Source organism: uncultured Sphingomonas sp., from assembly GCF_964021865.1.
GTDB lineage: Bacteria > Pseudomonadota > Alphaproteobacteria > Sphingomonadales > Sphingomonadaceae > Sphingomonas.
In genome coordinates, this window is sequence record NZ_CAXIAM010000035.1 from 23,199 (window position 1) to 35,828 (window position 12,630).

General features: G+C 69.3%; 14 protein-coding genes. 3 read left to right on the plus strand and 11 right to left on the minus strand.

Annotated elements, in window-relative coordinates; all coding sequences use genetic code 11:
• Window positions 1-66 precede the first annotated feature (66 nt).
• The gene (locus AADI75_RS10510) at window positions 67-1,002 is read right to left on the minus strand and encodes a phytoene/squalene synthase family protein (RefSeq protein ID WP_341208980.1); all 936 of its coding nucleotides are present in this window, start codon (window positions 1,000-1,002) and stop codon (window positions 67-69) included.
• On the minus strand, window positions 999-1,580 hold the full coding sequence (locus AADI75_RS10515) for a TIGR00730 family Rossman fold protein (protein WP_341208981.1): 582 nt from the start codon (window positions 1,578-1,580) through the stop codon (window positions 999-1,001). The genes AADI75_RS10510 and AADI75_RS10515 overlap by 4 nt, the downstream gene beginning before the upstream one ends.
• 104 nt (window positions 1,581-1,684) lie before the next feature.
• Between AADI75_RS10515 and AADI75_RS10520 the strand changes: the two genes are divergently transcribed.
• Window positions 1,685-2,083 (plus strand): hypothetical protein, encoded by a 399-nt coding sequence (locus AADI75_RS10520; RefSeq protein ID WP_341208982.1) that lies wholly within the window; start codon window positions 1,685-1,687, stop codon window positions 2,081-2,083.
• On the opposite strand, the gene ung is transcribed toward AADI75_RS10520, so the two are convergent.
• The 6 genes from ung to sucC all read right to left on the minus strand — a co-directional run bounded on the left by ung (window position 2,075) and on the right by sucC (window position 7,156).
• The gene (gene ung, locus AADI75_RS10525; protein WP_341208993.1) at window positions 2,075-2,710 is read right to left on the minus strand and encodes a uracil-DNA glycosylase; all 636 of its coding nucleotides are present in this window, start codon (window positions 2,708-2,710) and stop codon (window positions 2,075-2,077) included. The genes AADI75_RS10520 and ung overlap by 9 nt on opposite strands.
• 71 nt (window positions 2,711-2,781) lie before the next feature.
• Window positions 2,782-3,429: a peptidylprolyl isomerase gene (locus AADI75_RS10530; protein WP_341208983.1), complete on the minus strand. Its 648-nt coding sequence runs from the start codon at window positions 3,427-3,429 to the stop codon at window positions 2,782-2,784.
• A gap of 40 nt (window positions 3,430-3,469) precedes the next feature.
• A complete protein-coding gene (locus AADI75_RS10535) occupies window positions 3,470-3,616 on the minus strand; it encodes a hypothetical protein (protein ID WP_341208984.1) in 147 nt (48 codons plus the stop codon).
• Window positions 3,617-3,889: 273 nt separating this feature from the next.
• The gene (locus AADI75_RS10540) at window positions 3,890-4,819 is read right to left on the minus strand and encodes an electron transfer flavoprotein subunit alpha/FixB family protein (RefSeq protein ID WP_341208985.1); all 930 of its coding nucleotides are present in this window, start codon (window positions 4,817-4,819) and stop codon (window positions 3,890-3,892) included.
• 137 nt (window positions 4,820-4,956) lie between these two features.
• Window positions 4,957-5,706, minus strand: a complete 750-nt coding sequence (locus tag AADI75_RS10545) for an electron transfer flavoprotein subunit beta/FixA family protein (protein ID WP_341208986.1) — start codon at window positions 5,704-5,706, stop codon at window positions 4,957-4,959.
• Window positions 5,707-5,956: 250 nt separating this feature from the next.
• Window positions 5,957-7,156 (minus strand): ADP-forming succinate--CoA ligase subunit beta, encoded by a 1,200-nt coding sequence (gene sucC / locus AADI75_RS10550; RefSeq protein WP_341208987.1) that lies wholly within the window; start codon window positions 7,154-7,156, stop codon window positions 5,957-5,959.
• 325 nt (window positions 7,157-7,481) lie between these two features.
• On the opposite strand from sucC, the gene AADI75_RS10555 reads away from it, so the two are divergent.
• Window positions 7,482-10,139: an ATP-dependent DNA helicase gene (locus tag AADI75_RS10555; RefSeq protein ID WP_341208994.1), complete on the plus strand. Its 2,658-nt coding sequence runs from the start codon at window positions 7,482-7,484 to the stop codon at window positions 10,137-10,139.
• 15 nt (window positions 10,140-10,154) lie between these two features.
• Complete coding sequence (locus AADI75_RS10560; protein WP_341208988.1) at window positions 10,155-10,694, plus strand: histidine phosphatase family protein; 540 nt, start codon at window positions 10,155-10,157, stop codon at window positions 10,692-10,694.
• Between the two features lie 13 nt (window positions 10,695-10,707).
• On the opposite strand, the gene AADI75_RS10565 is transcribed toward AADI75_RS10560, so the two are convergent.
• The 3 genes from AADI75_RS10565 to AADI75_RS10575 form a co-directional block, all read right to left on the minus strand.
• On the minus strand, window positions 10,708-11,367 hold the full coding sequence (locus tag AADI75_RS10565; RefSeq protein ID WP_341208989.1) for a DUF2807 domain-containing protein: 660 nt from the start codon (window positions 11,365-11,367) through the stop codon (window positions 10,708-10,710).
• Window positions 11,355-12,071, minus strand: coding sequence for a head GIN domain-containing protein (locus AADI75_RS10570; RefSeq protein ID WP_341208990.1), 717 nt, complete (start codon window positions 12,069-12,071; stop codon window positions 11,355-11,357). The genes AADI75_RS10565 and AADI75_RS10570 overlap by 13 nt, the downstream gene beginning before the upstream one ends.
• Window positions 12,072-12,184: 113 nt before the next feature.
• A partial coding sequence (locus AADI75_RS10575) for a CarD family transcriptional regulator (protein WP_341208991.1) occupies window positions 12,185-12,630 on the minus strand: 446 nt, incomplete at its 5' end.

Sequence of the window (12,630 nt, forward strand, 5' to 3'; positions counted from 1 at the left end):
TGACGTTGCGTCTCTACCGATGGACCTGCGCGTCTGGGTTCCCGCCTGCGCGGGAATGACGGGCGGTTAGCGGGGGCGGGTCCACAGGCGCGGATCGCGCGGCGTATCGGGGAGCGACCGACGCCGCGCGGCCTTGAGCCCGGCGCGCGCGATCCACGCCAGCTTCGCGCCCTTCGAGGTCGTTACCCGGTGGTCCCACGCGCGCGGGCCGCGCGCCGCGACTTCGCGCGCGATGTCGCCGTAGATCCCCGCCGCCGCCAGCACCGCCCAGGCCGAGCGGAACGACAGCGCCTTGGTGCCGATCGCGGCGCTATCCTCATGAAGCTGCGCCCGCGTCGCCAGCCGCTTCGCCAGCACCGCCAGCCGCTCGCGATACGGCGGCTTCATATGCTCGCCGGGCGGCATGTCCATTTCGACCAGCCAGTCGACCGGCAGATAGCAGCGGTCGACGCGCGCATCCTCCTCGATATCGCGCGCGATGTTCGCCAGCTGGAACGCAAGCCCCAGGTCGCAGGCGCGGTCGAGCGTCGCGTCGTCGTCGGGCGATACCCCCATCACCACCGCCATCAGCAACCCGACCGCGCCGGCGACATGGTAGCAATAGCGATAGAGATCGTCCTCGCTGCGCGGGCGCCAGTCCTCGGCATCGAGCTGGAAACCGTCGATCACGTCATGGACGAAGCGGCGCGGCAGCCCCGTTTCGCGCGCAACGACGCCGAGCGCGTCGAACGCCGGATCGCCGGTCGCCGCGCCGTCGAGCGCGGCGTCGCTGAGCGCTCGCACCCGCGCGACCCGCGTGCGCGCGTCGGTGACGATCGTGCGATCATGGCCATGATCCTGCCCGTCGACCAGATCGTCGCAGGCGCGGCACCAGGCGTAGAGCAGCCACGCACGCTCGCGCACCACCGGTGCGAACAGTTTCGAGGCGGCGGCGAAGCTCTTCGACCCGCGCGCGATCGATACACGCGCGGTTTCGACCAGTGCCGCGCGCGGATCGCTCACAGGTCGGAGGCGGCCATGCGCACGATCGGCTGCGTCGGGACGTGCGCGGCCATCCGGTCGAGCAGCCCGCCGAGCGTTTCGTCGACGATCAACAGCTCGCGATGCTGCGCGCGCAGGAAGCCGACCTCGCCCATCTTCTCCCAGAAGGCGACGATCGCGTCATAATAGCCGCCGGCGTTCAGCAGCCCGACCGGATCGGCGTGATAGCCGAGCTGCGCCCAGCTGAGCGCTTCCCACAATTCGTCCATCGTGCCGGTGCCGCCGGGCAGGGTGACGAAGCCTTCGGCGAGATCAGTGAACATCTGCTTGCGCTGGTGCATGCCCGTCACGACGTGGAGTTCGGTGAGGCCACGATGCGCGACCTCGGCATCGACCAGCGCCTGCGGGATGACGCCGATCACCTCGCCACCCGCCGCCAGCGCCGCGTCGGCGATCGCGCCCATCAACCCGAGCCGCCCGCCGCCATAAACGACGCCGATGCCGCGCGTGGCAAGCGTGTGCCCGACCTCACGCGCCAGATCGAGGTAGAAGGGATCGGACGGCGTGGCGGAGCCGCAATAGATGGCGAGGCGCTTCATGGCGAACGCGCTACGGGATCGGCGCGGGTGGGGCAACCGGGTTGGCAGCGGACGGCAACTGCGGGCAGAGGGACGCGGTCGAAGGAACCGCGCGGGGGGTAGAGGTGACGGAGCAGGCACGCCGCCGCGGGCGATCGGGACCGATCCTGCGCGCCATCTACGCGCTGTGTCTGTTGGGGGCGACGTACAACCATTGGGCGATCATCGTCCGGCACGGGCTGCTATGGGACTATGACGGCCTGCCGGTGCTGAGCGCGATCTTCTGGACGTCGCTGGCGTTTGTCGATCCGGCGGCGGTGCTGCTGCTGTGGCGCCGCCCGCGCGCCGGCGTGCCGGCGACGATGGCGATCATCGTGGTCGACGTCATCCACAACCTGTGGATCCTCGCCCGCTACGATCCGCCGCTGTCGCGCGCCTTGCTGGCGGCACCGGGCGTGATCGCGCAGATCGTGTTCATGGTCTTCGTACTCGGCACCGCGCGGATCGCGCAGGGTTCACGATAATGCCAGCGGCGGGACGCTCCAGTCGATCGTGCCGCGGCCGTGCGCGTCCAGAAAGGCGTTGGCCTTGCTGAAATGGCCCGAGCCGAACCAGCCCTTGTACGCCGACAGCGGCGAGGGGTGCGGGGCGGTGAGGATCAGGTGGCGGTCGCCACCGCTGGCCGCGACGAGCGGGGCCTTGGCCTGGGCGTGGCTGCCCCATAGCATGAACACGGTCGGCGCGGCTTGTTCGGCGACGGTGCGGATGATCGCGTCGGTCAGTTGCTCCCAACCGCGCCCGCGATGCGCGGCGGCGCGACCCTCTGCGACCGTCAGCACGGTGTTGAGCAGCAGCACGCCTTGCCGCGCCCAATGTTCGAGGAAGCCGTGGGTCGGCGGCGTGATACCGCAGTCGGTGGCCAGCTCGCGATAGATGTTGGCGAGGCTGGGCGGCGGCTTCACGCCGGGGCGGACCGAGAAGCACAGGCCATGCGCCTGCCCAGCGCCGTGATACGGGTCCTGCCCGAGGATCACCACACGCACGTCAGGCAGCGCGGTGAGTTCGAGCGCGCGCAAGCGGTCGGCGGCGGGCGGGAAGATCGTCGTGCCGGCCTGTTCCTCGGCGGCGAGGAAGCGGGTGAGCGCAGCCATCGTCTCGCTGGCGAGCGGCGTGGCGAGCGCATCGCGCCAGCTCGGGTCGAGCGTCGGGGCGTCCACGCGCGTCAGCCGTCGCGGCGGTGTTCGAGTAGCCACGGGCGCGGGCGACCGGTCGGCTTCGGCGTGCCGTCGAGCCGCACCGCGCGCACCACCTCGACCGGGCGCAGCATCAGCGTGCCGTTCATCTGCTGACCGGTCGGCTCGGCCAGGATACGCCTGACCGTCTTCTGCCCCGCCACCACGCGCCCGAACGCGGCATAGCCGGGATCGCGCGGGCTCCAGTCCATGTAGGCGGCGGGACCGACCGTGATGAAGAAATTGCCGTTCGCCGAGCCGGGCGGTCCCTTGCGCGCCATCGAGATCGTCATGTCGAGATGGCGGATGCCGGTCTTCTTCGTCGATTCGTGCGGGATCATGTCGAGGAAGCGGCGCGCGTCGGTGCGGATGCCCGACTGGATGAAGCCGGTGCCGGGCAGCTTCCTGCTGCGCGCCGTGCGGTAGAAGCTGACGCCGTCGAATCGGCCGTCGTCGACATAACGCAGGAAATTGGCGGTGGTGAGCGGCGCGTGACGCTGATCGAGCGCGAGGACGATCGGGCCGTCGGCGGTCTCCAGCCGGACCCGAACCCAGCCCGGCGTGGCGCGGTCGGCGCGCTGTGCCGCAGCCGGAACGGCGACGGTGAGAAAGGCGAGTAGCGGGAGAAGGCGACGCATCGCGCGGATGTACGGATGCGCGCGCGCGATCGCAACGCCGTCAGATGCCGAGCCATGCGAGCGGTTCGGGGAGCGCGGTTGCGGCACAGTCGACCTGCAACACGCGGCGGCAGCGGTTTCCCTGTGTGGCGGCGGAGGCGTGGAGGATCGGGGCGGCATAGCACCAGACATCGCCGGCGCTGGCCACGCAGGCATGGGTGCCGCAGTGCGCGACGATCGCGGCAATCGTTGTGTCGGGGTTGCGACCTCACCGTCGTTGCGAGTGTATCGAAGCAATCCGGGGCGTTCGGGTCCGGCACTGGATTGCTTCGCTGCGCTCGCAATGACGGCACCGGGTGGGGCCACGACGCGGGAGTGAATCCCGCGTCGTCGAACGGCGCTTTGGCGCCGCCGGCCGTGTCGGCGGATGCAGCGCTGCTTCGCTTGCTGCACCAGCGGGCAGCTTGCCCGCCTTCCGCCGTCAGAGCTTCTCCGTCAGCTCCGGCACGATCTTGAACAGATCGCCCACCAGCCCAAGATCGGCGACCTGGAAGATCGGCGCGTCCTCGTCCTTGTTGATCGCGATGATCGTCTTGGAGTCCTTCATGCCGGCAAGGTGCTGGATCGCGCCCGAAATGCCGACCGCGACATAGACTTCCGGCGCGACGATCTTGCCGGTCTGCCCGACCTGATAGTCGTTCGGCACATAGCCCGCGTCGACCGCAGCGCGGCTGGCGCCGACGCCCGCGCCGAGCTTGTCGGCGAGCGGCTCGATCAACTCGTGGAACTTCTCGCCCGAACCGAGCGCGCGGCCGCCCGAAACGATCACCTTCGCGCTGGTCAGCTCCGGGCGCGTCGAGGCCGCGATCTCCTGGTTGACGAAGGTCGACAGTCCCGTGTCGCCGGTCGCGGCGACCGCTTCGATGGTGCCCGATCCACCCTCGGCAGCGGCCTTCTCGAACGCAGTGCCGCGAACGGTGAGGACCTTCTTGGCGTCCGACGTCTTGACGGTGGCGATCGCATTGCCGGCGTAGATCGGGCGCGTGAACGTGTCCTCGCCCTCCACCGACAGGATATCGCTGATCTGCATGACGTCGAGCAGCGCGGCGACGCGCGGGGCGACCGCCTTGCCGGTGGTGGTGGCCGGCGCGACGAACGCGTCGTGATGCCCCATCAGCTCGACGACCATCGGCGCGACATTCTCGGCGAGCGCGTGCGCATAGGCTGCGTCGTCGGCGACATGCACCTTGCCGACGCCTGCGATCTTCGCCGCCGCCTCGGCGACCGCGGCGACGCCTTGGCCGGCGACCAGCAGATGCACTTCACCCAGCTTCGCCGCGGCGGTGACCGCGGAGAGCGTGGCGTCCTTGACGGTCGATCCATCGTGTTCGACCCAAACCAGAGTCTTCATGATCTACCTCTCCGGGGCCGTGCCCCGCTTGATCCGTTCGCCCTGAGCCTGTCGAAGGGCGTGTCCCGGAACCCGTGCTTCGACAGGCTCAGCACGAACGGCGGGAGGGATGGTGCGCCATGCCTCCCACCCCTGAATTACTTCGCGATGCCCATCGACTTGAGCCGGTTCACCAGCTCGTCGACATCGGCGACCTTGACGCCTGCCATGCGCTTGGCGGGCTCGGCGACGTTGACGACGGTCAGCCGCGGCGTCACGTCGACGCCGAGATCGGCGGCGGTCTTCGTCGCGAGCGGCTTCGACTTGGCCTTCATGATGTTGGGCAGCGAGGCGTAGCGCGGCTCGTTGAGGCGCAGGTCGGTGGTGACGATCGCGGGCAGTTTGAACGTGTCCGTCTCCAGCCCACCATCGACCTCGCGGGTGACGGTGACGCTGTCGGCGGCCAGCTCGACCTTCGACGCGAACGTGCCCTGGCCCCAGCCGAGCAGTCCGGCGAGCATCTGGCCGGTCTGGTTGTTGTCGTCGTCGATCGCCTGCTTGCCGAGGATCACGAGGCTTGGCTGTTCCTCCGCGACGATCTTCGCGAGCAGCTTGGCGACGCCCAGCGGCTCGACCTTCGTCTCCGAGGTGACGAGGATCGCCCGGTCGGCGCCCATCGCCAGTGCGGTGCGCAGCGTGTCCTGCGCCTTGGGCTCGCCGATCGAGACGACGACGATCTCGGTGACCGCGCCCTTTTCCTTCAGGCGGATCGCTTCCTCGACCGCGATCTCGTCGAAGGGATTCATGCTCATCTTGACGTTCGCGAGATCGACGCCCGAGCCGTCCGCCTTCACGCGGGGCTTCACATTATAGTCAAGCACGCGCTTGACCGGCACCAACACCTTCATTGCGCTAACCCTCCTCAATCTGTCCGGGCTGCTACCTGACGTTTACGTAAACATCAAGTGAGCGGCCGGATGCGGCCGGGTCGCGGACGGCCGGCATCCAATGTCATAAGGCGATAAAGCGTCAGGCCGCGTAGATGTCCATGGCGATATGCGGACCGCGGCGCTGCGCCGGATGTGCGAAGGGCGAGGCCGGCATCCCGGCCTCGCCCCCGCGAGTCTCAGCAACGATCCGCGGTGACCGCGGCGCGCGTCAGGCGACCTTCTTCACCTCGGCGACGATCTTCTGCGCGGCGTCGCCCAGATCGTTGGCGGGGACGATCGCAAGACCCGAATTCGACAGGATTTCCTTGCCCTTGTCGACGTTCGTGCCCTCGAGCCGCACGACCAGCGGCACCGAAAGGTTCACTTCCTTCGCCGCGGCGACGATGCCCTCGGCGATGATGTCGCACTTCATGATCCCGCCGAAAATGTTGACGAGGATCCCCTTTACCGCCGGATCGGCAAGAATGATCTTGAACGCCGCGGTGACCTTCTCCTTGCTCGCGCCGCCGCCGACGTCGAGGAAGTTGGCCGGGAACATGCCGTTCAGCTTGATGATGTCCATCGTCGCCATCGCGAGCCCGGCGCCGTTGACCATGCAGCCGATGTCGCCGTCCAGCTTGATGTAGGCCAGGTCGTACTTCGACGCTTCCAGCTCGGCGGCGTCTTCCTCGGTTTCGTCGCGCAGCTCGGCGAGATCCTTGTGGCGGAACATCGCGTTGCCGTCGAAGCCGACCTTGGCGTCGAGCACCATCAGTTTGCCGTCCTCGGTGACCGCGAGCGGGTTGATCTCGATCTGCTCGGCGTCGGTGCCGAGGAACGCGTCGTACAGCTTGGCCGCGACGTTCGCCGCCTGCTTGGCGAGATCGCCAGTCAGTTCGAGCGCGCCCGCGACAGCGCGGCCGTGGTGCGGCTGGAAGCCGGTCGCCGGATCGACGTCAATCGAGTGGATCTTCTCGGGCGTGTCATGCGCGACGGTTTCGATGTCCATCCCGCCCTCGGTCGAGGCGACGAACGAGATGCGGCCGGTGGCACGGTTGACGAGCAAGGCGAGGTAGAATTCCTTCGCAATGTCGACGCCGTCGGTCACGTACAGGCGATTGACCTGCTTGCCAGCCTCGCCGGTCTGGATCGTCACCAGCGTGTTGCCGAGCATCTCAGTCGCGGCGTGGCGGACCTCGTCCTCGGTCTTGGCGAGGCGAACGCCGCCCTTGCTGCCTTGGGCAAGCTCCTTGAACTTGCCCTTGCCGCGGCCGCCGGCGTGGATCTGCGCCTTTACGACGTAGAGCGGCCCGGGAAGCTTCTTCGAGACTTCGACCGCCTCATCCACGCTCATCGCGGCGAAGCCCGCGGGCACGGGGACGCCAAATTTCGCGAGCAGTTCCTTGGCCTGATATTCGTGGATGTTCACGGGGCTCTCCCAGGTGCAGCGATAAAAATCGCGTCAGCCTAAAGCACAGGGGCGCGCGCAAATCCACCCTTTATCGCCTCGCAGTTGCGAAGCAAGTGCAATAAGCGGTTTTTTGGGCTAGGTACCCTTGCACCGTTCTTGCGAGCTTGTCGAAGCACGTGACCAAACCGGAACGCGGCGGGGCACGCACTTCGACAAACTCAGTGCGAACGGATGCAGGGTTGGTCGGTACGGGCGGTTGCTCTTTCGTTCCGGCAGCGCCATGTGATAACCCGTGATCCGGCTCCCGCATCCCGCGCTCCATGCGAGCCATTCCGGTATCTGGATGGCGGATGGCGAGGAGACGCGGGCGCTGTCGCGCGGCGAGGCGATCCGGCTGGCGGCGGATACGCCGGTGATCCTGCTCAACGCGCCGCTGATCGGACAGCGGCTCGGCTATGCCGAGCTGTCGGGGCTCGATCTGCTCGAGTTATTCGCCTTCCTCTATCCGGCACGCTTCATGGTACCGACCCCCAAGGGCGTCGCGGACGCGTGCGGCATGACCGCCCCGACGCGCGATGATGAGATCGCGGTGTTCCTGCGCGAGGCGGCGACGCGGATGCTGGCGGTGACCGCGGGCGACTGGCCCGAGCGTGAAGGCGCGTGGACCGCGGCACAGTCGCTGACGCGCGCGCGCTGGGCGTGGGCGCCGGTCGTCGCGCCGCAAATTGCCAAGCCGCAGCAGAACGAACGCTGGCTGTTCGCGCGATTGCCCGAATGGGAGGAGGTCGCGCCACGCCCGGCTCCGCGCAGCGTGACGCTGGAGGAGCTCGGGGTGCTCGACCGGCTCGACCGGCTGACCGGGGCGGGGGCAGAACCGCGCGCCGGGCAGCGCGCCTATGCCGCCGCCGCCAGCGCCGCCTTCGCGCCGCGCGTCACGCGTGAGGCACCGAATTTGATGCTCGCGGAGGCGGGGACGGGGATCGGCAAGACGCTCGGCTATCTCGCCCCCGCCAGCCTGTGGGCCGAACAGGCTGGCGGCGCGGTGTGGGTGTCGACCTATACCAAGGCGTTGCAACGCCAGCTGGGGCATGAAACGCGGCGGCTGTATCCCGACCGTGCGCTGCGCAAGGCGAAGGTGGTGACGCGCAAGGGGCGCGAGAATTACCTGTGCCTGCTCAACCTGGAGGATGCCTTGCAGGGCGGGTTCGCGGGGCGTGCGGCGATCCTCGCGCATCTGGTCGCCCGCTGGGCAGCCTATACCGACGACGGCGACATGATCGGTGGCGATCTGCCCGGCTGGCTAGTGGCGCTGTTCCGCCGCAACGGTACGGCGGCGTTGACCGACCGGCGTGGCGAATGCGTCTACGCCGGCTGCCCGCATTACCGGAAGTGTTTCATCGAGCGCGCGGCCCGCGCCTCGGCGGAAGCGGATCTGGTGATCGCCAACCATGCGCTAGTGATGGTCAATGCCGCGCGCGGGCGCGAGCTGGCGACGCGGCCGACACGCTATGTCTTCGACGAAGGGCATCATCTGTTCGACGCCGCCGATGCGATGTTCGGCACTGCGCTGACCGGCGCGGAGACGATCGAGCTGCGGCGCTGGATCGTCGGCCCGGAGGGGACGTCGCGCGGGCGGCGGCGCGGGTTGCAGGCGCGGTTGTCGGACGTCGCGAGCTATGACGAGCAGGGCGGGCGCGCGGTGACCGATATCGTCGGCGCGGCGCAGGCGCTGGCGTCCGACGGCTGGCTGTCGCGGGTGGCCGAGGGGCAGCCGTTCGGCGCGATCGAGGCGTTGCTGGGCGCGGTGCGCGGCCTCGCCTATGCGCGCGCCGAGGAGCGCGGCGCAGATGCCGGCTATGGGCTGGAGACCGAACTCGCCGAGCCCTCGCCCGAGTTGATCGAGGCCGCCGCGCCCGCCGCGCAGGCGCTCGATGCGCTGGTGCGCCCGATGGTGGCGCTGGGCAAAAGGCTGGAGGCGGTGCTCGCGGAGGGGCCGGACTGGCTCGATGGGCAAGCGCGTGCGCGGGTGGAGGGGGCGATCGCCTCGCTCGGCTGGCGCGCGGAGACGGTCGCATCGTGGCTGGCGCTGCTCGCGCGCGTCGGGGGGCCGGCGGACCCGCGCTTCGTCGACTGGCTGGCGGTCGACCGTGTCGAGGGGCGCGAATATGACATCGGGCTGCATCGCCGCTGGCTCGACCCGACGCTGCCGTTCGCGGAGACGGTGCTGAAGAGCGCGCACGGCGCGTTGGTCACCTCGGCGACGCTGACCGCGGGCGGCGACTGGGACACCGCCGAGGCGCGGATCGGCGCACCGCACCTGCCGCGCGCGGCGGGACGCTTCCAGGTGGACTCGCCGTTCGATTATGCGGCGCGCGCCGAGGTGGTGATCGTCACCGACGTGAAGCGCGGCGACATTCCCGCGCTCGCCAATGCGTATGCGCGGCTGGTCGAGGCGAGCGAAGGCGGCGCGCTCGGGCTGTTCACCGCGATCCGGCGGCTGCGCGCGGTCCATGCGCGGGTCGCCGACCGGCTGGCGCGCGCCGGGCTGCCGCTCCATGCGCAGCATGTCGATCCGGTCGATACCGGCACCTTGGTCGACATTTTCCGCGACGATCCGCACGCCAGTCTGTTCGGCACCGATGCGCTGCGCGATGGCGTCGACGTGCCCGGTCATTCGCTGCGGCTGGTCGTGATGGAGGGTGTGCCGTGGCCCAAACCGACCGTGCTCCACGCCGCGCGGCGGCTGGTCGGCGGGGGCAGCGCCTATGACGACCGGATCGTGCGCGCGCGCCTGGCGCAGGCGTTCGGGCGATTGATCCGGCGTGGCAGCGACGCTGGACTGTTCGTGCTGCTGTCCGCCGCGATGCCGTCGCGATTGCTCGACGCGTTTCCGCCGGGCGTGACGGTGACGCGCGTGCCGCTCGACGAAGCGGTCGAAAGAGTGCGGCGGCGGCTTTCCAGCGGGGTTAACATGGGGCATGACGCGCCCCTCGACGCCTGACGGAGACCGACGCCCGTGAAGACGCTGACGCTGTTGCGCCATGCCAAATCGGGCTGGGACGATCCGGTGGCGCGCGATTTCGACCGCCCGCTCAACACGCGCGGGCGGCGCGCGGCGGCGACGATGGGGCGGCATGTCCGTGAGTTGGGGCTGGCGTTCGACGCGGTCGTCGCCTCGCCGGCGATCCGTGTCGATGAAACCGTCGTCGAGTTCGAGCGCGGGCTGGGGCGAGCATTGACGCCGGTATGGGACCGGCGGCTGTACCTCGCCGCGCCGACGACGTTGCTCGACGTGGTGCATGAGTGCGATGCTGCGTCGGATGCGCTGCTGCTGATCGGGCACAATCCGGGGCTGGAGGAGCTGACGTTGCTTCTGGTGCCCGGGGGGGACGGCGTGCTGCGCGCGGCGGCGGAGGAAAAATATCCGACCGCCACGCTGGCCGAAATGACGTTCGATACCGATGATTGGGCCGCCGTGACGGCGGGGAGCGGGCGACTGACCCGCTTCATCCGGCCGCGCGACGTCGATCCATCCTTGGGACCGGACGGAGACTGACGATCGTCTTATCCTAGCAGCGAACGTTAGCGGGTGTCGCTGCGCGGATCGTGCAGTTTGGGTGACCTGCGATCGTCACCTGCGCGTCGGGGCCGGCGATGATCGTGGCGGTGCTGCGTGCGGCGGCGCGGACGATCAGGTCGCCGGCTGCCTGAACGACGGTGCGCTCGGCGGACAGCGCGGCGGTGTCGATCGTGCCGGGTCCGTTGCCGGCGAGCCGCGCCTCGGTCGCGCGTCCGGCGGCGGTGATCGCTCCCTCGCCGACCAGCGTTGCGTCGAACCGCTCGGCATCGACGCGCGCCACGGCAACGCTGCCGGCACCCGCAATCGACACCGTTGCGCGCGCGCCGCGCAGCGTATCGATGTGCACCGTCGCAGGCGCGAACAGCGCGATGGTGTCGAGCCGCGGGGTGGCGACGACGATCTCGGCGGGCGCGGTGCTGCCGCGAGGGGCGCGGATCGTCAGCGTGGTGCCGTCGGCGCGCAGGTCGAGTGCGTCGAGCGTCGCGCGATCGGCTGCGGTGCCGCGCACACCGTTGCCGCCCCCGGTCACGACGCGCACCGTCACCGGCGCCTCGATCCGCAGGCGTTCGATGCTGCCGACCGGCCAGCGCCGCTCGGCGGCCTCGGCCGGGGTGGCGAGCAGCGCGGCGAGCGCGATCAGGCTCCGCACCGCACCGTGCCGGACCCGGCCTTGCGGACGGTGCAGCGCGCGCCGCCGCCGAGATCGACATCGCCCGAGCCAGCCAGCGAAACCGTGGCCGGGCCGCGGACGGTGGCGCGGATGTCGCCGGAGCCGGCGGACTTGATCGCCGCCTGGCGTGCGACCAGCCTCGCCGCATCGACGTTGCCGGACCCGGCGAGGTTGAGCGCGAATTGCCCGGTCTGACCCGCGGTGGCGATGTTGCCCGATCCAGCCAGCGACAGCCCCAGCGAGTCGGTAGCGACCTGCCCGATCCGCAAGTTGCCCGATCCGGCGAGTCGGGCGTCGAAACTGCCGCCGCGCACCTGGTCGATGGTGAGATTGCCCGAGCCGTCGAGCGAGGCAGCGGTCAGCCGTGGCATGGTGACGTAGACGCGGGCATTGCCGCGCTGCCATGTCCATGAGCGTCGGCGCGAGATCGTCAGGCGGTCACCGTCGCGGGTCACCGTGATCTTGTCGAGGATTTGCGGGTCGCCCTCGGCGCGGACCGAGAAGCCACCGCCGACGCGCACGTCGACATCGTCGCTGCCCGCGAGCTTGACGGCGGTGAAGTCGCGGACATCATAGCTGCGGCTCATGCCCGAGCCGCGCGCGGGCACCTCGGCCCCTTCGATGTTGGCATTGTTGCCGCATGCGACCAGCGGAAGCAGTGTCGCGAGAACCATCGATCGCATCGTCCATCTCCCATCCGTGTATTGCAATGGTAATACACGTTGGAGGGGCGCACAAACGAAAAGAGGCGACCGTCGCCGGCCGCCCCTTCCGCACGCAACAGGGTGGTGCCGCCTCAGGCGGGCACCTTGTCCTTGTTGTAGATTGCCGCGGCCTTGCGGAGGATGTCGAGGATCTTCTCCTGCGCGGCCGGCTCGTCGATCTGCTCCATCGCGGCGAGTTCGCGCGCGAGGCGGCTGCACGCGCCCTCGAAGATCTGCCGTTCGGAATAGCTCTGCTCGGGCTGGTCGTCGGCGCGGAACAGGTCGCGGACCACTTCGGCGATCGACGCGAGGTCGCCCGAATTGATCTTCGCCTCATATTCCTGCGCGCGGCGCGACCACATCGTGCGCTTCACCTTGGGCTTGCCCTTGAGCGTCTCCATCGCCTCGCGCATCGTCTTGTCCGACGACAGCTTGCGCATGCCGACCGATTCGGCCTTGTTGGTGGGGACACGGAGCGTCATCCGCTCCTTTTCGAACCGCAGGACGTACAGCTCGAGCTGCATCCCGGCGATTTCCT